The organism is Aquibium sp. ELW1220, assembly GCF_030398385.1.
Lineage (GTDB): Bacteria > Pseudomonadota > Alphaproteobacteria > Rhizobiales > Rhizobiaceae > Aquibium.
In genome coordinates, this window is sequence record NZ_JAOAOQ010000023.1 from 54,316 (window position 1) to 72,156 (window position 17,841).

General features: G+C 68.5%; 16 protein-coding genes and 1 pseudogene. 7 read left to right on the forward strand and 10 right to left on the reverse strand.

What is annotated here, in order from left to right:
* The first annotated feature begins 16 nt into the window (after positions 1–16).
* From N1F91_RS19505 to N1F91_RS19515, 3 genes are all read left to right on the forward strand, one after another.
* Positions 17–1,645 (forward strand): 3-(methylthio)propionyl-CoA ligase, encoded by a 1,629-nt coding sequence (locus tag N1F91_RS19505; RefSeq protein WP_289994759.1) that lies wholly within the window; start codon positions 17–19, stop codon positions 1,643–1,645.
* A 78-nt stretch (positions 1,646–1,723) separates the two neighbouring features.
* Positions 1,724–2,689, forward strand: coding sequence for a DUF1499 domain-containing protein (locus N1F91_RS19510; protein ID WP_289994760.1), 966 nt, complete (start codon positions 1,724–1,726; stop codon positions 2,687–2,689).
* A gap of 49 nt (positions 2,690–2,738) precedes the next feature.
* Positions 2,739–3,038, forward strand: a complete 300-nt coding sequence (locus N1F91_RS19515; protein ID WP_289994761.1) for an alkylphosphonate utilization protein — start codon at positions 2,739–2,741, stop codon at positions 3,036–3,038.
* Between the two features lie 109 nt (positions 3,039–3,147).
* Here the strand turns inward: N1F91_RS19515 and N1F91_RS19520 are convergent, their stop codons facing one another.
* Positions 3,148–4,053, reverse strand: coding sequence for an MBL fold metallo-hydrolase (locus N1F91_RS19520; protein WP_289994763.1), 906 nt, complete (start codon positions 4,051–4,053; stop codon positions 3,148–3,150).
* A gap of 116 nt (positions 4,054–4,169) precedes the next feature.
* Between N1F91_RS19520 and N1F91_RS19525 the strand changes: the two genes are divergently transcribed.
* On the forward strand, positions 4,170–4,769 hold the full coding sequence (locus N1F91_RS19525; RefSeq protein ID WP_289994765.1) for a biotin transporter BioY: 600 nt from the start codon (positions 4,170–4,172) through the stop codon (positions 4,767–4,769).
* Between the two features lie 87 nt (positions 4,770–4,856).
* Here the strand turns inward: N1F91_RS19525 and cysQ are convergent, their stop codons facing one another.
* From cysQ to N1F91_RS19555, 6 genes are all read right to left on the reverse strand, one after another.
* The gene (gene cysQ, locus N1F91_RS19530; RefSeq protein WP_289994766.1) at positions 4,857–5,663 is read right to left on the reverse strand and encodes a 3'(2'),5'-bisphosphate nucleotidase CysQ; all 807 of its coding nucleotides are present in this window, start codon (positions 5,661–5,663) and stop codon (positions 4,857–4,859) included.
* Entirely contained in the window at positions 5,660–7,564 is a 1,905-nt protein-coding gene (gene cysN / locus N1F91_RS19535) for a sulfate adenylyltransferase subunit CysN (protein ID WP_289994767.1), read from the reverse strand. Before cysN ends, cysQ begins: the two co-directional genes overlap by 4 nt.
* Positions 7,564–8,469 (reverse strand): sulfate adenylyltransferase subunit CysD, encoded by a 906-nt coding sequence (gene cysD / locus N1F91_RS19540; protein WP_289994768.1) that lies wholly within the window; start codon positions 8,467–8,469, stop codon positions 7,564–7,566. The genes cysN and cysD overlap by 1 nt, the downstream gene beginning before the upstream one ends.
* 186 nt (positions 8,470–8,655) lie before the next feature.
* Complete coding sequence (locus tag N1F91_RS19545; protein ID WP_289994770.1) at positions 8,656–9,660, reverse strand: NAD-dependent epimerase; 1,005 nt, start codon at positions 9,658–9,660, stop codon at positions 8,656–8,658.
* Positions 9,661–9,820: 160 nt separating this feature from the next.
* Entirely contained in the window at positions 9,821–10,744 is a 924-nt protein-coding gene (locus N1F91_RS19550; RefSeq protein ID WP_289994771.1) for a carbohydrate kinase, read from the reverse strand.
* Complete coding sequence (locus N1F91_RS19555) at positions 10,741–11,889, reverse strand: ROK family transcriptional regulator (protein WP_289994795.1); 1,149 nt, start codon at positions 11,887–11,889, stop codon at positions 10,741–10,743. The genes N1F91_RS19550 and N1F91_RS19555 overlap by 4 nt, the downstream gene beginning before the upstream one ends.
* A gap of 357 nt (positions 11,890–12,246) precedes the next feature.
* Here N1F91_RS19555 and N1F91_RS19560 point away from each other — a divergent pair, with 357 nt between their 5' ends.
* From N1F91_RS19560 to N1F91_RS19570, 3 genes are all read left to right on the forward strand, one after another.
* On the forward strand, positions 12,247–13,227 hold the full coding sequence (locus N1F91_RS19560; protein WP_289994796.1) for a sugar ABC transporter substrate-binding protein: 981 nt from the start codon (positions 12,247–12,249) through the stop codon (positions 13,225–13,227).
* A gap of 132 nt (positions 13,228–13,359) precedes the next feature.
* A complete protein-coding gene (locus N1F91_RS19565) occupies positions 13,360–14,427 on the forward strand; it encodes an ABC transporter permease (protein WP_289994772.1) in 1,068 nt (355 codons plus the stop codon).
* Positions 14,427–15,203, forward strand: coding sequence for an ATP-binding cassette domain-containing protein (locus N1F91_RS19570; RefSeq protein ID WP_289994773.1), 777 nt, complete (start codon positions 14,427–14,429; stop codon positions 15,201–15,203). The genes N1F91_RS19565 and N1F91_RS19570 overlap by 1 nt, the downstream gene beginning before the upstream one ends.
* Before the next feature lie 5 nt (positions 15,204–15,208).
* Here the strand turns inward: N1F91_RS19570 and N1F91_RS19575 are convergent.
* The 3 genes and pseudogenes from N1F91_RS19575 to N1F91_RS19585 form a co-directional block, all read right to left on the reverse strand.
* A pseudogene (locus N1F91_RS19575) lies at positions 15,209–15,316 on the reverse strand (IS5/IS1182 family transposase); the annotation flags it as partial.
* Between the two features lie 152 nt (positions 15,317–15,468).
* Entirely contained in the window at positions 15,469–16,869 is a 1,401-nt protein-coding gene (locus N1F91_RS19580) for an ImmA/IrrE family metallo-endopeptidase (RefSeq protein WP_289994774.1), read from the reverse strand.
* A gap of 100 nt (positions 16,870–16,969) precedes the next feature.
* Positions 16,970–17,380, reverse strand: a complete 411-nt coding sequence (locus N1F91_RS19585; protein WP_289994776.1) for a hypothetical protein — start codon at positions 17,378–17,380, stop codon at positions 16,970–16,972.
* Positions 17,381–17,841: the final 461 nt, after the last annotated feature.

Below are 17,841 nucleotides of genomic sequence, written 5' to 3' on the forward strand. Positions count from 1 at the left end.
GACGGGAGGCACATTCATGCTCGGTCTCATGCAGCAGTGGCCGCTGCTCAACCACAAGATCATCGACAGCGCCGCCAGGCAGCACGGGGCGCGGGAGATCGTCTCCCGCTCGGTGGAAGGTCCGATCGTGCGCACGACGTATGGCGAGGCGCGGACGCGCGCGCTGAAGGTTGCGCAGCGGCTGGCCCGCGACGGCTTCAAGCGCGGCGAGCGCATCGGCACGCTGGCCTGGAATTCCGCGCGCCACCTCGAGGCCTGGTACGGCATCATGGGCATGGGCGGCGTCTACCACACGCTGAACCCCCGGCTCTTCCCCGAGCAGATCGCCTGGATCATGAACCACGCCGAGGATCGCGCGCTCTTCGTCGACCTCACCTTCATGCCGCTGGTCGAGAAGATCGCGCCGCTGGTGAAGAGCCTGGAAAAGGTGATCGTGCTCACCGACGCCGCGCACATGCCCGAAAGCAAGCTGCCGAACGTCGTCGCCTACGAGGACTGGATCGCCGAGGCCGACGGCGACTTCGCCTGGCTCGCGATGGACGAGAACGAAGCCTGCGGCATGTGCTACACGTCGGGCACCACCGGCGATCCCAAGGGCGTCGTCTATTCGCACCGCTCCAACGTGCTGCACGCCATGATCGCCTGCATGCCCGACGCCATGGGCATCTCCTCGCGCGACGTCATCCTGCCGGTCGTGCCGATGTTCCACGCCAATGCCTGGGGGCTTGCCCAGTCCGCCCCGATGATCGGCGCCAAGCTGGTCATGCCCGGCGGCAAGATGGACGGCGCCTCGATCTACGAGCTGCTCGACACCGAGAAGGTCACCTTCTCGGCCGCGGTGCCCACCGTCTGGCTGATGCTGCTGCAGCATCTGGAGCAGAACGGCCTGTCGCTGCCGCATCTGAACAAGGTCGTCATCGGCGGATCGGCCTGCCCGCGCGCCATCACCGAGAAGTTCGAGAAGAACTACGGCGTCCAGGTCATCCACGCCTGGGGCATGACCGAGATGAGCCCGCTCGGCACGCTCGCCACCATCAAGCCCGAATATGCCGATCTCGAGGGCGACGCGCTGTTCGACATCAAGCAGACCCAGGGCTACGCGCCCTTCGGCGTCGAGATGAAGGTGACGGACGACGAGAACAATGAGCGGCCGTGGGACGGCAAGACCTTCGGCCGGCTCAAGGTGCGCGGCCCGGCGGTCGCCTCGTCCTATTATGGCGGCGCGGGCGCCGAGCAGTTCGACGCCGAAGGCTGGTTCGACACGGGCGACGTCGCCCACATCAATCCGAACGGCTACATGCAGATCACCGACCGCGCCAAGGACGTCATCAAGTCGGGCGGCGAGTGGATCTCGACCATCGACCTGGAAAACCTCGCCGTCGGCCATCCCGACGTCGCCGAGGCCGCCGTCATCGGCGTGGCGCATCCCAAGTGGGACGAGCGGCCGCTGCTGGTGATCGTCCGCAAGCCCGGCAAGGAGCCGACCCGGGAAGCCATCCTCGGCTTCATGGAAGGCAAGATCGCCAAGTGGTGGATGCCCGACGACGTCGTCTTCGTCGCCGAGATCCCGCACACCGCCACCGGCAAGATCCAGAAGACGACGCTGCGCGACCAGTTCCGCGGCTACCGGCTGCCGACGGCCTGATGAGATGAGCCACGACCGCCTTCACCGGTCGATGGCCGGCGGCGCGGCATTCGTCGCCTCGCCGCTGGCGGCGCGGTCATGAAGAGGGTCAAGGCGGTCATCGAGCGGCGCGACTCGCGCGCCGCGCGCTGGGCGGCGCGCTTCGCCTGGTTCGACACGGTCCTGCTTCTGATGGCCGGCCTGTCGCACCGCTACGGCCTCCTGGAAACCGTGCCGTTCCTCGGCGTCCTGCTGATCGGCTGCCTCGTGGCGGCGACCGGCCTCGCCTTCGCCTTCGCCGGCTTCGCCGATCTCTGGGAGCGCGGCGACCGCGGCGGCCGGCGCGCGCTCGCCGCCGCCATCGTCTGCTGCATCCTGCTCGCCCCCTATGCGCTCGGTGCCTGGCGGGTGACGGCGCATCCCCAGCTCAGCGACGTCGCCACCGACCTCGCCGATCCGCCGCTGTTCCGCACGCTGGCCGGCCAGCGCCCGCCGCTCGCCAACCGGGTCGGCACCATCGACGCGGCCGCCGCGCGGCTGATCCGCGAGGGCTATCCCGACCTCGGCGGCCGCCGCTACCCCGTCTCGCCCGACCAGGTGATGGCGCAGGTGATGCTGCTGATCGCCGACCGCGGCTGGACGATCGCGGCAACGCACGGCGTCGTCGCCGAGCCGCCTGAGCCGGCCGTCGAGGAGGACGCAAAGGAAGCGCTGCCGCCGGTTCCCGAACCGAGGCCCACCACCTTGGAAGCGCAGGCCCCGGAGATGCCGGGCGACGGCGAAATCGTCCCGGGCGACGCGGATCCGGGTGAAGCGGCTCCCGAAGACGGAACCGAAGCCGGCGTGGCGGGCGCGGAGGTGAGCATCGAGGTGCGCGCCTTCTCGCAATGGCTGCGCTTTCCGGCCGACCTCGTGATACGCCTGACCGACGAGGGCGAATCGACCTTCGTCGACCTGCGCTCGGCCTCGCATTTCGCCCGGCATGACCTCGGCGACAACGCCGGCCGCATCCGAAGCTTCCTCGCCGATCTCGACGCGCGGATGGAGCCGGGCACCGAGGACTAGGCCGGACCCGCGGGCCGCGACATCTCAACCTCCCGATAAGGAAACCGGCATGGCTGGCGACGACGACTACATCTACGACGAAGCCACCGGCGAATGGCGCCCGGCTTCCGAAATCGCCGCAGCCGCGGCGGCGCTCGACGTCGTCCGCGATTCGGCCGGCAACGTGCTCGCCGACGGCGATTCGGTGACCCTGATCAAGGACTTGAAGGTGAAGGGCGCCAACCAGACGCTGAAGCAGGGCACCGTGATCCGCTCGATCCGCCTCACCGGCAATCCCGACGAGATCGACTGCCGCCACGACACCATCAAGGGCCTCGTCCTGCGCACCGAATTCGTCCGCAAGCGCTGAGAGGATGTGAAAGAATGCCCGTTTCCGTGCAGCTTAAGCCAAGAATCCCAAGGGTTTCCGTGGGCATTCTCTCGCATCCTCGATTGATTCTCACGCTCTGAGGCGCGGTTCAGGCGGGGCGGTAGGTCGCGTCGATCGACACCTCGCCGTCGGCCGCCACGACGCCGCGCGCCACGAGATCCTCGAGGTGGGCGAGCACCGAAAGCCCCGCCGCCCCGTGCAGCCGCGGATCGGTGCTGGCATAGATCGCCCGCACGACGTCCGGGATCGTCCGGTCCCCGGCCTTCAGCCGCTCGACGATCGCCGCCTCGCGCATCCGCCGGTGCGTGCGCAGTCCGCGAACGAAGGCGGCGGGCTTCCCCACCGGTCCGCCGTGGCCGGGCAGATAGAGCCCGTCGTCGCGCGCGGCAAGCCTGTCCAGCGAGGCCATGTAGTCCGACATCGCCCCGTCGGGCGGCGCGACGATCGAGGTCGACCAGGCCATGACGTGGTCGGCCGAAAACAGGATGCCGGTCCCCTCCAGCGCGAAGGCGGCGTGATTGGCCGCGTGGCCGGGCGTCAGCACGGTGCGGATCGCCCAGCCGTCGCCCTCGACGAGCTCGCCTTCGGCCAGCGCATCGTCGGGTGCGAAGTCGGTGTCGGCGCTGGCGTCGAGCGGATTGGTCTCGCCGATCCGCAGCGGCCGCGCCGGGCGGTGCGGACCCTCCGCCAGCACCCGCGCGCCGGTCGCCTGCGCCAGCCGCCTTGCGAGCGGCGAGTGGTCGCGGTGGGTGTGGCTGACGAAGATGTGGCTGACCGTCCGCCCGCCGATCGCCGCAAGCAGCGCCCGAAGATGCGCCTCGTCCTCCGGACCCGGATCGATGACGGCCAGCGTGTCGGTGCCGACGACATAGCTGTTGGTGCCGTGGAAGGTGAAGGGGCCGGGGTTCTGTGCGGTCACCCGGCGCACGCCCGGCGCGACGTCGACGGCCTGCCCGTGGGCAGGCTCGAACCGGGTATCGAACTCGATGGCCATGAAGATCGCCGCCTGTGGTGGAAGAAGGGCCGGTGGAGTTGCCGCATAACACGGAAGTTTCTATAGGGAAACGCAACGGCCACTGGCGGCCGCCTGAACCGAACGGAGCCTCCCCCATGACTGCAGCGAGTGCAACCACTCCCCTCGCAATGCTGGCAATGCCCGAGAAGGGCGTCTCGCGCCTCGCCATGCAGGCCGCGCTCGTCGTCGGCGGCACGCTGCTGCTCACGCTGTCGGCCAAGACCAAGGTCGTGCTCGGCCCCGTCGACCTGTCGTTGCAGACGCTGGCGATCCTCCTGATCGCCACCACTTTCGGCATGCGGCTCGCGGTCGCGACGCTCGCGCTCTACCTCGTCGAGGGCGCGATGGGCTTCCCGGTCTTCCAGTCGACCCCCGAAAAGGGCATCGGCCTCGCCTACATGATGGGCTCGACCGGCGGCTACCTGATCGGCTTCGTCGCCATGGCCGCCATCGCCGGCTGGGCCGCCGACCGCGGCTTCGACCGCTCCGCCTTCAAGCTCTTCGGCGCCATGCTGGTCGCGGAAGCCGCGATGATGGCCTGCGGCTTCGGCTGGCTCGCCGTGCTGATCGGTGCGGAGAAGGCCTGGACCTTCGGCGTCGTGCCCTTCATCGTGCCCGACCTCGTCAAGGTCGCGCTCGCCTCGGCGATCGTGCCGGCCGTCTGGTCGCTGATCCCCGGCAAGGCGCGCGGCTGACGCGCGATCCGCTCCGTCGAATGACGAAAGGCGGCGGGCCTTGGCCTTGCCGCCTTTTTTCATGGCCGGGACAGGGACCCGAAGCGGTCAGGCGCCGCGGGCGATGAACCAGGGATTGGCGAAGTCGACGTCGTCGGCCTGGTCGCGCTTGCCGTAGACGAAGGCGCCGCCGTCGACGAGGCTCGTCGAGCCGCCGGCCGCGCGCAGCACGGCATCGCCCGCCGCCGTGTCCCACTCCATCGTCCGGCCGAAGCGCGGGTAGAGATCGGCTTCGCCATTGGCGAGCAGGCAGAACTTCAGGGACGAGCCGACCGAGACCGTCTCGGCGCCGGGATGCCCGTCGATGAAGGCGTCGGTCTCGGGCGTCCGGTGCGAGCGGCTGGCGACGATCCGCGGCGGGCTGGCCGCCCTGCGCGCCGCCATCGGCCTGCGCCCGACGACCACGCCCTCAGGCGTGACCTCGGCGATCGTGGCCTCGCCCGGCCGGCCGGTATAGAGAACGTTCCGCGCCGGCGCATAGACCGCGCCGACCGACGGAACGCCGTCGCGCACCAGCGCGATGTTGACGGTGAAGTCGCCCTTGCGGCCGACGAATTCCTTGGTGCCGTCGAGCGGATCGACCAGGATGAAGGCCGAGCCGAGGGCTGCCGGCACCTTGCCGTCGGCGACCTCTTCCTCGGCCACGCAGACGACGCCCGGCAGGGCCGCCCGCAGGCCCTCGAGGATGATCGCCTCGGCCGCCCGGTCCGCCTCGGTGACGGGCGAGGCGTCGGCCTTGGTCCGTGTGTCGAAATCGGTCGCGTAGACGGCCATGATGGCGCGGCCGGCCGCGAGCGCGAGGTCCTCGAAGAGGGCGAGGATCGTTTCGTCGGAGGGGAGGTGGGCCGTGGTCATGCGATGCCTTTCTGGCGCAGCCAGGTCGCGACCGCCTCGACGAGGTCTTCCGGCGCGCGGCCGACGGTGTCGAGATGGATCTCCGGATTTTCCGGCGGCTGGTAGGGCGAATCGACGCCGGTGAAGTTCTTGATCTCTCCGCGCAGCGCCTTGGCATAGAGCCCCTTCGGATCGCGCCTTGCGCATTCCTCGAAGGGCGTGTCGACGAAGACCTCGACGAACTCGCCCTCGGCCAGGAGTTCGCGCGCCATCCGCCGCTCGGCCTGGAAGGGCGAGATGAAGGAGACGATGACGATCAGCCCGGCATCGACCATCAGCTTCGCCGTCTCGGCGACCCGGCGGATGTTCTCGACGCGGTCCTCCTCGGTGAAGCCGAGATCGCGGTTCAGCCCGTGGCGGACATTGTCGCCGTCGAGAATGTAGGTGTGGCGGCCGTCATTGTGGAGCCGCTTCTCCAGCAGGTTGGCGATGGTCGACTTGCCCGAGCCCGACAGGCCGGTGAACCACAGCACCACCGGCTTCTGGTGCTTCATCTGCGCCCGCACCGCCTTGTCGACGTCGAGCGCCTGCCAGTGGATGTTGGAGGCGCGCCGCAGCGGGTGACGGATGAGGCCCGCGCCGACGGTGCGGTTGGTCATCCGGTCGATCAGGATGAAGGCCCCGGTGGCGCGGTTGTCGACGTAGTTGTCGAAGGCGATCGGCTGCTGCACCGAGATGTTGCACGAGCCGATCTCGTTCAGGTCGAGCGACTTGGCCGCCTCGTGCGCGAAGCTGTTGACGTCGATGCGGTGCTTCAGTTCGGTGATCGAGGCCGGTGCCTGGTCGGTCTCGGTGCGCAGGAGATAGGTGCGGCCGGGCAGCATCGGCTGCTCGTCGAACCAGATGATGTCGGCGGTGAACTGGTCGGCCACTTCCGGCCGCGCCGAGGGCGACACCAGCATGTTGCCGCGCGACACCTCGACCTCGTCGGCGAGCACCAGCGTCACGGCCTGACCGGCCTCCGCCGTCTGGAGATCGCCGTCGGCCGTGACGATGCGCGCCACCGTCGACGCCTTGCCCGACTTCGCCACCACCACGGCGTCGCCCGCCGAGACGGTGCCCGAGGCGATGGTGCCGGAAAAGCCGCGGAAGTCGAGGTTGGGCCGGTTCACGAACTGCACGGGCAGGCGGAACGGCTTGTCGGTGTCGATGCGGTCGACCGGTATCGATTCGAGGTGTTCGAGCAGCGTCGGACCCTCGTACCAGCCGGTGTTGGCGGACGCCGTGGTGACGTTGTCGCCATAGCGCGCCGACATCGGGATCGGCGTGATCGTCTCGAAGCCGAGGTCGCGCGCGAAGGCCCGGTATTCCGCCGCGATGGTGTCGAAGACGGCCCGGTCGTAGCCGACGAGGTCGATCTTGTTGATCGCCACCACGACGTGGCGGATGCCGAGCAGGGAGGCGATGAAGGAGTGCCGCCGCGTCTGCCGGATGATGCCGGCCCGCGCGTCGACGAGCACGATGGCGAGATCGGCCGTCGAGGCGCCGGTGGCCATGTTGCGGGTGTACTGCTCGTGGCCGGGCGTGTCGGCGACGATGAACTTGCGCTTGGGCGTGGCGAAGAAGCGGTAGGCGACGTCGATGGTGATGCCCTGCTCGCGCTCGGCTTCGAGCCCGTCGACCAGCAGCGCGAAGTCGATGTCGTCGCCCGTCGTGCCGTGCTTGCGGGAGTCCTTCTCCAGCGCCGCCAGCTGGTCCTCGAAGATCAGCTTGGTGTCGTAGAGCAGCCGGCCGATCAGCGTCGACTTGCCGTCGTCGACCGAGCCGCAGGTGAGGAAGCGCAGCAACGACTTGCGCTCCTGCTCGGCGATGTAGCCGTGCAGGTCGCGGGCGGTCTGCGTATTCGCGACGGTGTCGTGCATCAGAAATAGCCCTCGCGCTTCTTCTTTTCCATCGAGCCGGCCTCGTCGCGGTCGATCAGTCGGCCCTGCCGCTCCGAGGTGCGGGCGATGAGCATTTCCTCGACGATGTCCTCAAGGGTTTCGGCATCGGAATCGATCGCGCCCGTCAGCGGGTAGCAGCCGAGCGTGCGGAAGCGGACCTTGCGCTGCTGGATCGTCTCGCCGTCCCGCAGCTTCATGCGGTCGTCGTCGACCATGATCAGCATGCCGTCGCGCTCCACGACGGGGCGCGTCTTGGCGAAATAGAGCGGGACGATCGGGATGTTCTCCAGGAGGATGTACTGCCAGATGTCGAGCTCGGTCCAGTTCGACAGCGGGAAGACGCGGATCGATTCGCCCGGCGCGACCCGCGTGTTGTAGATCTTCCACATCTCCGGCCGCTGGTTCTTCGGGTCCCAGCCGTGCTGGCCGTCGCGGAAGGAAAAGATGCGCTCCTTGGCGCGGCTCTTCTCCTCGTCGCGCCGCGCGCCGCCGAAGGCCGCGTCGAAGCCGTAATGGTCGAGCGCCTGGCGCAGGCCCACCGTCTTCATCACGTGGGTATGGACGTTGGAGCCGTGGCTGAACGGGCCGATGCCCTCGCGCACGCCGTCCTCGTTGATATGGACGATGAGGTCGAGGCCAAGGCCGCGCGCGGTCTCGTCGCGGAACGCGATCATCTCGCGGAACTTCCAGGTGGTGTCGACATGCAGGAGCGGGAAGGGGGGCGTTCCCGGGTGGAAGGCCTTCATGGCGAGGTGCAGCATGACGGCCGAATCCTTGCCGATCGAATAGAGCATCACGGGCTTCGCCATGGTCGCGGCGACTTCCCGGATGATGTGGATCGACTCGGCCTCGAGCCGTTTGAGGTGTGACATCGGTGTGGACATGCCGTCGTTCAGCCTTCGCGGACCGTGGGATTGCACGCTCTGTCTCGAATTTCGCGCCGCACGGCAAGCCAAGCCATGCCACGGGAAGGACGATCGGCGGTAAAATCATCCTGTCGGGGGAAATCTCTGCCGCGCGCCGGGCTCCGCGGCCGCCTGCCAGGGGGGCGTCGGGGAGCGGCAGCGCGTTCAGGCGCCGTAATAGCCCCGGTACCAGGCCACGAAGCGGCGGATGCCTTCCTCGACCGACACCGTCGGCTCGAAGCCGGTGGCGGCTGCCAGATCCGTCACGTCGGCGAAGGTGTTCTCGACGTCGCCCGGCTGCATCGGCAGCATGTTGAGCTTCGCCGTCCGGCCGGTCGCGGCCTCGATGGCGGCGATGAAGTCCATCAGCGGCACCGGCGCGCTGTTGCCGATGTTGTAGACGCGGTAGGGCGCGGTCGGCGAGGTCGCCGGATCGGGTGCGACGTCGCCGGCGGGTGCTTCGGGAACGCGATCCAGCGCCCGCACCACGCCGTCGACGATGTCGTCGATATAGGTGAAGTCGCGCGACAGTCTGCCGTTGTTGTAGACGTCGATCGGTTCGTTGGCGAGGATGGCCCGCACGAACCGGATCGGGGCCATGTCGGGCCTGCCCCAGGGACCGTAGACGGTGAAGAAGCGAAGCCCGGTCGTGGGCAGCCGGTAGAGATGCGCATAGCTGTGCGCCATCAGCTCGTTGGCCTTCTTCGAGGCGGCGTAGAGGCTGACGGGGTGATCGACATTGTCGTGCTCGGAGAAGGGAAGCTTGCGGTTGGCGCCGTAGACGGAACTGCTCGACGCGTAGACCAGATGCCCGACGCCTGCGTGGCGGCAGCCTTCGAGGATGTGCAGGAAGCCCACCAGATTGGAGCTGGCATAGGCGTGCGGGTTGGTCAGCGAGTGGCGCACGCCGGCCTGGGCGGCGAGATGGACGACCCGCTCGAAACGCCCTTCGGCAAACAGCGCCTCCACCGCGGCGCGATCCTCCAGTCCGGCCTCGACCATGCGGAAGCCGGGGAAGGGGGCGAGCTGCGCCAGCCGGTCGCGCTTCAGCTGCGGATCGTAATAGGGATTGACGTCGTCGAAGCCGGTGACGTCGTGGCCGGCCTCGAGCAGGACCTTCGCCACGTGGTAGCCGATGAACCCGGCCGCGCCGGTGACCAGTATCCGCACTATCGTCTCTCCGCGCCTGCCTGCGCTCCCATCCAGGGGCATCTCCTACAGGCGAAGCCGGCGAGCGCCAAGCGCCAACCGTCCCTCGACCGGCCATCGACCGCCCGTGGACCGCCTTGCGCGCGACGGTGGTGCTCCGGCGGTCGAAGGGCGTGCGGCCTCAGGGAAGCTCGTGGCGCCAGGGCGGATTGGCGCCGGCGCGGCCGACCGTGACGGAAGCGGCCGCGGCTGCGAATTCGAGCACCGCGATCAGTTCCGCCTCGCCGAGCTGCGCGATGCCGGGCCGGGTCAGCCGTCCGGCCTCGTGCAGCGCGGCGAGGATGCCGGCATTGACGGTGTCGCCGGCGCCGACCGTGTCGACGACCGAAACGCGCCGCGCCGGCACCGAGACCATGTGGTCGCGGTTGAAGGCCACCAGGCCGTCGCTGCCGCACGTGACCACGACGAGCTTCGGCCCGCGTTCGAGCCAGCCGCGCGCGACGGCGCAGGTGTCACCGGGCTCGCCGAACCAGGCGAGGTCCTCCTCAGACAGCTTGACGATGTCGGACATCGCCAGCATGCGGCGCATCCGGGCAAGGTGGCGGTCACGGTCGGGGATGAAGCCCGGGCGGATGTTGGGGTCGAACATGACGACGCGCCGCCCGCGCTCGCCTGCCATCAGCGCCTCGTAGGCGCTGCCGCAGGGCTCGGGGATCAGGCTGATCGCGCCGAACAGAAGCGCGGAGACCTCGTCGCCGAGGTCGGGGAGATCGTCGGTCGAGATCATCCGGCCGGCCGTGCCCTCGTCGTAGAAGGTGTAGGAGGCATGGCCGTCGGTGAGCTGGACGAAGGCGAGCGTCGTCGGGCGGTCGGAGCGCACGCAGTGGCGCGTGTCGACGCCGGCGTCGGCCAGCGCCCGGTCGAGCTGGCGGCCGAGGAAATCGGTCGAGAGGCCGGAGAAGAAGCCGGCCGGCGCCCCCAGCCTGCCGAGCGCGATGGCGGTGTTGAACACCGCCCCGCCGGCATGCGGCGCGAAGCTGGGCTCGCCCTCGGCGGTCTGCCGCGGCAGCATGTCGATCAGCGCTTCGCCGCAGCACAGGATCATGGGTGGTCCTTGGTCAGCCCGGTCTGGGTGAGGAAGCGGTCGAACAGCGGCAGGCTCGCCCCGCCGATCGCCCGCGCATGGATGCCGACGCTGCCCGCGCGCAGCGACGGGATGCGGATGCCTTCCGAATCGAAGCCCTTCAGCGCCTCGTCGACCGCTGCGATCATCCGGTCGCGTACGCCGCGCGGCATCCAGCCCTCGATGAAGACGGCCTCGAAATCGACGACGGAGGACGCGGCCACGATGGCGTAGGCGATGCCGCGCGCCGCACTGTCGATCCAGCGCCCGAGCGCCGGCTCGATGTCGCCCCAGTCGTCGGGCGAGGTCCACAGGAAGGTGGCGTCGCGGCCGGTGCGGGCGATCTCGCGTTCGAGCACGGCGATCGAGGCGATGTCGATGAGCTGGATCGGCTGGCCGTCGGTCCCCGGCACCGGCATCGAGCCGAGCGCGCCGGCATTGCCCGTCCGCCCGGTGTAGAGCGCGCCGTTCAGCACGATGCCGCCGCCGATGAAGGAGCCGACATAGAAATAGAGGAAGTCGCGCAGGTCATTGGTGTCGCCGAAGACGAGTTCCGCCCCGCAGGCCGCCGTCGCGTCGTTCTGCAGATAGACGGGGAAGGGGCAGTGCAGCGCGATGTCGGCGCGGATGTCGGCGCCGCGCCACTGGTCCATGACGGCGCGCGGCGCGCCCACCGTGTCGGCCCAGTTCCACAGTTCGAAGGGCATGGCGATGCCCAGCCCGGCGATGCGCTTGTCCTGCTCGGGCGTCAGCCCGGCGCGGAAGCGGGCGATGCCGGTGCGCACGAAATCGATCGTCTCCGAAGGCGTGGGGTAGGGGTAGGAGCGGCTCTCGGTCGCGCGGACGTGTCCCAGAAAATCGATCAGCACGAGATTGGCGCTGCGCCGGCCGATCTTGAGCCCGAGGAACAGCGCGCCGTCCGGGTCGAGCGACAGCGGCACCGAAGGCTGGCCGACCTTGCCGCGCACCGGCGCGCCGCGCAGCAGCAGCCGTTCCGCCTCCAGCTCGCGCATGATGACGGAGACGGTCTGCGCCGAGAGGCTGGTCATGCGGGCGATATCGGTCTTGGCGAGGCTGCCGTGCCGGCGCACCAGCGACAGGACGAGCCGCTCGTTGGCGTCGCGCATGCCGCTCTGGTTGGTGCCGCGCTGGAACCAGTCCTGCCGGCCGTCCGCGTCGGGCCTGGTCACTCCGCTATCCACGCCTCTCCCCCGAATCCGGCTCTCTCATCTGGCTCTCTGGCATCGACCGGTAGCACGAAGAATGCCTTGTGGCAGCCGATCCTGTCAATTACTAAATCAGAATGAATTATCTATTGACAGGGCGTGCCGGCTGGTCCTTTTATGAAGGAGACAGGAGGCCGGCACCGGCCGGATTGTCGCGCGTCCGGCGGAGGCCGGACCGGATGTTCATTCAACGGGAGGAATACCGTGACCAGGAAACTCGCACTCAAGTCGGCCGTCTTCGCTGGCGCCGCCGCCTGCATGATGGCCATTGCCGTACCGGCGACGGCTGCCGACGTCGCCGCCTGCCTGATCACCAAGACGGACACCAATCCGTTCTTCGTGAAGATGAAGGAAGGCGCCGAGGCCAAGGCCAAGGAACTCGGCATCAGTCTCAAGTCCTATGCCGGCAAGGTCGACGGCGACAACGAGACCCAGGTCGCCGCCATCGAGACCTGCATCGCCGACGGCGCCAAGGGCATCCTGCTGACGGCCTCGTCCACCTCGGCGATCGTGCCGTCCGTGCAGAAGGCGCGCGAAGCGGGCCTGCTGGTGATCGCGCTCGACACGCCGCTGGAGCCGATCGACTCCGCCGACATGACCTTTGCCACCGACAACTTCCTCGCCGGCGAACTGATCGGCAAGTGGGCCGCCGCGTCGCTGGGCGACAAGGCCGCGGACGCGAAGATCGCCATGCTCGACCTCGACGTGTCGCAGCCCTCGGTCGACGTGCTGCGCGACCAGGGCTTCCTGCAGGGCTTCGGCATCGACCTCGGCGATCCCAACAAATGGGGCGACGAGACGGATCCGCGCATCGTCGGCAACGACGTGACGCAGGGCAACGAGGAGGGCGGCCGCAAGGCGATGGAAAACCTGCTCGCCCGCGATCCCGACATCAACGTGGTCTACACGATCAACGAGCCGGCCGCCGCCGGCGCCTACGAGGCGCTGAAGGCCATCGGCCGCGAGAAGGACGTGCTGATCGTCTCCGTCGATGGCGGCTGCCCGGGCGTGGCCAACGTCGCCGACGGCGTCATCGGCGCCACCTCGCAGCAGTACCCGCTGCTGATGGCCTCCAAGGGCATCGAGGCGATCGCCGCCTGGGCCAAGGACGGCACCAAGCCGGCGGCGAGCGATGGCAAGTCCTTCTTCGACACCGGCGTGGCGCTGGTGACGGACAAGCCCATCGACGGCGTCAGCTCGACCTCCGTCGAGGACGGCAAGAAGCTCTGCTGGGGCTGATCCCAGGAGCGGCCGGGCGGAAACCCTCCGCCCGGCCGCCTTTACGCCGGGAAACAATCGCCGCACAGTAAGGCGCAGGCCCGGAACGGCCAAGCCCGTTCCGGCTGGCGCGGCCGTGGGAGGGCTCGTGACGTGAGCAACGCCGACAATTTCGAGGACGTCGTCAAGACGCGCCGCGACGACAAGGTCGCGGAGTTCGACCTGATCGAGAAGAATGTCTTCCACCGGCTGCACAGCCTGCTGCACCGGACGCCTGCGCTGGTTCCGCTGATCGTTCTCGTGGTCGCCTGCGTGGTGTTCGGCCTGATCAACGCCAATTTCTGGCGCATCAGCACGCTGAGCCTGATCTTCCAGCAGATCGGCATCGTCGGCATCCTCGGCATCGCCCAGTCGCTGGTGATCCTGACCGCCGGCATCGACCTGTCGGTCGGCGCCATGGCGGTGCTGACCTCGGTCATCATGGGCCAGTTCACCTTCCGCTACGGCCTGCCGGCGGAGGTCTCCATCGCCATCGGGCTCGCCGCCGGCACGCTGATGGGCGCCATCAACGGCGTGCTGGTCGCCCGCATGCGCATCCCGCCCTTCATCGTCACGCTGGGCACCTGGCAGATCTTCCTCGCCACCAACTACATCTATTCGGCCAACGAGACGATCCGCAGCCAGGACATCGAGGCCAGCGCCGCCGCGCTCCAGTTCTGGGGCCGCGCCTTCGACTTCGCCGGCGCGCGCGTGACGCTGGCGGTGGTGCTCCTGATCGTGCTGGTCGCCATCATGGCCTACGTGCTGCGCCACACCGCCTGGGGCCGGCACGTCTATGCCGTCGGCGACGATCCCGAAGCGGCAGAACTCGCGGGCGTGCCGCGCAAGCGCGTGCTGATCCAGGCCTATGCGCTGGCCGGCCTGTTCTGCGGCATCGCCGGCTGGGTGATGATCGGCCGCTTCGGCTCGGTCTCGCCCTCGGCCTCCACCGGCATCCTCGGCAACATCCAGGCGATCACGGCGGTGGTGATCGGCGGCATCTCGCTGTTCGGCGGCCGCGGCACCATCGTCGGCATGTTCCTCGGCGCGCTGATCGTCGGCGTCTTCGAGATGGGACTGCGCATGGCCGGCGCCGACGCGCAGTGGACCTACCTGCTCATCGGCGTCCTCATCATCGCCGCGGTGGCGGTGGACCAGTGGATCAGAAAGGTATCCGCCTGATGGAACACGTCTTCAAGGCCCGCGGCCTCGTCAAGCGGTACGGCCGGGTGACCGCGCTCGACCGGTGCGACTTCGACCTGATGCCGGGCGAGATCCTGGCGGTGATCGGCGACAACGGCGCCGGCAAGTCGACTTTGATCAAGGCGCTGTCGGGCGCCGTCGTCCCCGATGCCGGCACGATCTGGCTCGACGGCGCGCCGATCGACTTCACCTCGCCCAACGACGCGCGCGCCAAGGGCATCGAGACGGTCTACCAGACGCTCGCCATGTCGCCGGCGCTGTCGATCGCCGACAACATGTTCATGGGCCGCGAACTGCGCCGGCCGGGCTTCATGGGCACCTGGCTGCGCAAGCTCGACCACAAGGCCATGGAGGACTTCGCGCGCAAGAAACTCTCCGATCTCGGCCTGACGACGATCCAGAACATCAACCAGCCGGTCGAGACCCTGTCGGGCGGCCAGCGCCAGGGCGTGGCGGTGGCCCGCGCGGCCGCCTTCGGCTCGCGGGTGATCATCCTCGACGAGCCGACGGCGGCGCTGGGCGTCAAGGAATCGCGCCGCGTGCTCGAACTCATCCTCGACGTCCGCTCCCGCGGCATCCCGATCATCCTGATCTCGCACAACATGCCCCACGTCTTCGAAGTCGCCGACCGCATCCACATCCACAGGCTCGGCCGCCGGCTCTGCGTGATCGACCCGAAGGACTACACCATGTCCGACGCCGTGGCCTTCATGACGGGGGCGAAGGAACCGCCGGCGGAGGCGCTGGCGGCGTAGGGCAGGGCGGAGAGCGGCCACCGACGGCCGCCATCGGCGAACGTCTTCTGCAGGAACGGGTATCGCGCGAACGGCGACTGAAGCACCAGACTGCCGCCGTCGCGGTGCTGGATATGGCTCTGCTTGGCGCTCCTCGTCCATCTCGAGGAAGCGGAGGCGGGAGATCGGGCTGATACGGGTCCGATGCAAGATGCATCGATCGCCCGGAGCCTGCGCGACATTGCGCGATCCGGCGACGGTGGAACGAGCGTTCGCTCGGCGCCGCTCACTGCCGCCGGAAAGCGGCCCGAAGCCTCTCGCGGGCGAGGTCGTCGATCAGCCTGAGATTGTACAGATGTTCGATCAGCGCCGTCTCGTTGACTTGCAGGCGTTCGGCGAAGGCCTCGAACGCGCCGCGACTCGTCTCGAAGCTCGGCCGCCAGCCCTGCGTCACGAGTTCCCGCGGCATGAGCAGGTAGGCCGCGAAGGCATTCGCCCGACGCTCGATGCCCGGCGCGACCCAAGGTCCGCTGACATGCGTCACGCGCCGCGCGCGCGAGCGGTCATGGAGAACGTGGCAGAGTTCATGCGCGAGCGTGTACCGCCTGCCGAATTCGTTGAGGTTGAAAGGGCTCGTCGTGTTCAGAAGGACGGTCGGCGCGAAGCCCTGGCCAGCCAGTGCCACGCCGCGGATGGTGTCCGTTTCGAGCGCTTCCTCCAGCACCTCGATGCCGAGGTCGGACGCGATCCGCCGGACGTCAATGAACTCGTGGTCTCCCGGGAGCCCGAGCGTTTCCAGAAAATCTTGCGCGAGAGAGTAGCCATCCTCATGGGGCACGCCCAGCGGCGCGTTGCCCTTCGCAGAAACGAGGTCGCGCAGAGCAACGCCGTCGCCGCCGCCCGCCCGCGCCGCCAGTAGGCCGCAGAGACGTTCGACGTCGCCGACGCCCAGCCTGGGGCTCACGCCTCCGAACATGGCAACCGCTGGCGACATCTCGCTGACATAGGGTTTGCCGGGCGTCACCCGCTCGTCGATCAGCTCGGTCCTGCCGATCCGCTCCAGCGACGCACGCACAAGTTCGAGGATGCGCCCGTCGACATAGGCCCGATCGAGACAGTCCGAGCACAGAGACGGAATGCGGTCGATCTTGTCTGCGAGGGCCTGCCATGAGGCGCGATCGCCGTCGTCCAGAGCGGGCGGCTGGCTGGCGGCCCAGCCGAGGACTTCCCACAGCGGTCCGGCGACCTCGTCGACCGATAGCCGTGCCACGCCCGGTTGGGCGATGAAGGCAAATCCGTCAGGCGCGAACAGGGGCGCCTCGGCCGACCAGGACAGTTCGATGTCGTCCAGCAGGCGGCGCATGAACAGGTCTGGAACCAGACCGCCTTCCGCAGCACTCCGCAATGCATGGCGATGGTACCATGCCTGCGTCGCCTTATACTGTTCGCGGCCTTCGACGTCCTTCACGCCGATCGTCCGATCCAGAGCACGGTGACATGCGATCACCGCCGGCAGGCCACTGCGCTCCGGCCACGCGAAGTCTTCTTCATGCAGCAACGCAGCCCAGTTGGATGCAAACCAGTCCAGCATCGGGGCGAGGTACCAGCCCACGTGTGTCTGGGCGATCCCGCCGCGACGGCTGCCGGTCAGAATGTGGTTCGCGACGGTGATCCTCAGATCCCCCATCGACCATCCATAGGCCGCCGGACGTCACGCACGCGGCTCCGCGTCGCTGGTCCACCGAACCGCGATCTCGAATCGCCCGGGATTGCCAAAGGCGGCAAACTCACTCATCGTCGCTGTCCAGAGCCCATGCGATAGGGTCGGTGGGGAAATCCTTATACCTTTTCAACTGTGGCGTCGTCACCTTTACCTCGTCCTGCCATTTCGCGACCAGATCGGCAGGGACGCGGTTCCAGGGTTCAGGATATCCATGCCACGTCCCGTCCGCAGTCGGCTGGGCGACGAAGGCGATTCCTTTCCTGGTGGCGTAGCGCCTGGCCGAACCGTTCGGGTCAGGTTCGCTTTCCTCGAACATCGCATGCGCGACGGTCTTTTCCCACGCATGGCCGAATGGATCGCTGGCGTAGCCGCCCGCATCCGTCTCGTGCGTCCACTCGGGGCAGAGCGTCCCCTTCCGACCGAGAACCGGTCTGTTCTTGTGCTTGGGCGATCCACGGTAGGGAGAATTGCTCATGCGCGCCGCAAACCCGTCTTTCTGCCGCGAAACGTGCCGGCAGCCGCTGCGAAACGGATTAGAGTATCCGCAGCCGGCTCGTCTACCGGGTTCTGCGGTACGAGCCGATCACCGAACGGGGCTTTCAGGATCGATCGGGTGAGGCCATCCCCGGCCGCAGGCAGATCCGGGCTTCCGTCTTGACCACCCGAGCGGCGATCCCGATCGGGCGCAGGCCCGGCCCGTCTTCGCAGGGGCCGCTTGCACAGCGCGCCGCCCGACGGGCATAGTGGGGCCGGGTGTCATCGGTCCAGGCCAACGTGCTCTCCAACGAACCTTCGCGAATGGCGCTGCCCGCCCGGGCGGACACGGCGTTCATCGTCCCCTCTCGCGAGCCGCAGCGCGCGGTGGCCGGTGACGTCTTCGCCGCCGCCGGGGGCGGCGCTCGGCGTCTCCTGTCGCGAACGGCGTCGCGGCCCGGC

What these genes read in the sequence shown, in the direction of transcription:
- N1F91_RS19520 (WP_289994763.1), bottom strand. Translation starts at nt 4,053, where the DNA reads ATGGCCATCGAGTTCGATACCCGGTTCGAGCCTGCCCACGGGCAGGCC.
- N1F91_RS19550 (WP_289994771.1), bottom strand. Translation starts at nt 10,744, where the DNA reads ATGATCCTGTGCTGCGGCGAAGCGCTGATCGACATGCTGCCGCGGCAG.
- N1F91_RS19510 (WP_289994760.1), top strand. Translation starts at nt 1,724, where the DNA reads ATGAAGAGGGTCAAGGCGGTCATCGAGCGGCGCGACTCGCGCGCCGCG.
- N1F91_RS19585 (WP_289994776.1), bottom strand. Translation starts at nt 17,380, where the DNA reads ATGAGCAATTCTCCCTACCGTGGATCGCCCAAGCACAAGAACAGACCG.
- cysN (WP_289994767.1), bottom strand. Translation starts at nt 7,564, where the DNA reads ATGCACGACACCGTCGCGAATACGCAGACCGCCCGCGACCTGCACGGC.
- N1F91_RS19515 (WP_289994761.1), top strand. Translation starts at nt 2,739, where the DNA reads ATGGCTGGCGACGACGACTACATCTACGACGAAGCCACCGGCGAATGG.
- N1F91_RS19505 (WP_289994759.1), top strand. Translation starts at nt 17, where the DNA reads ATGCTCGGTCTCATGCAGCAGTGGCCGCTGCTCAACCACAAGATCATC.
- cysD (WP_289994768.1), bottom strand. Translation starts at nt 8,469, where the DNA reads ATGTCCACACCGATGTCACACCTCAAACGGCTCGAGGCCGAGTCGATC.
- N1F91_RS19555 (WP_289994795.1), bottom strand. Translation starts at nt 11,889, where the DNA reads ATGCGCGACGCCAACGAGCGGCTCGTCCTGTCGCTGGTGCGCCGGCAC.
- N1F91_RS19525 (WP_289994765.1), top strand. Translation starts at nt 4,170, where the DNA reads ATGACTGCAGCGAGTGCAACCACTCCCCTCGCAATGCTGGCAATGCCC.
- N1F91_RS19580 (WP_289994774.1), bottom strand. Translation starts at nt 16,869, where the DNA reads ATGGGGGATCTGAGGATCACCGTCGCGAACCACATTCTGACCGGCAGC.
- N1F91_RS19560 (WP_289994796.1), top strand. Translation starts at nt 12,247, where the DNA reads ATGATGGCCATTGCCGTACCGGCGACGGCTGCCGACGTCGCCGCCTGC.
- cysQ (WP_289994766.1), bottom strand. Translation starts at nt 5,663, where the DNA reads ATGACCACGGCCCACCTCCCCTCCGACGAAACGATCCTCGCCCTCTTC.
- N1F91_RS19570 (WP_289994773.1), top strand. Translation starts at nt 14,427, where the DNA reads ATGGAACACGTCTTCAAGGCCCGCGGCCTCGTCAAGCGGTACGGCCGG.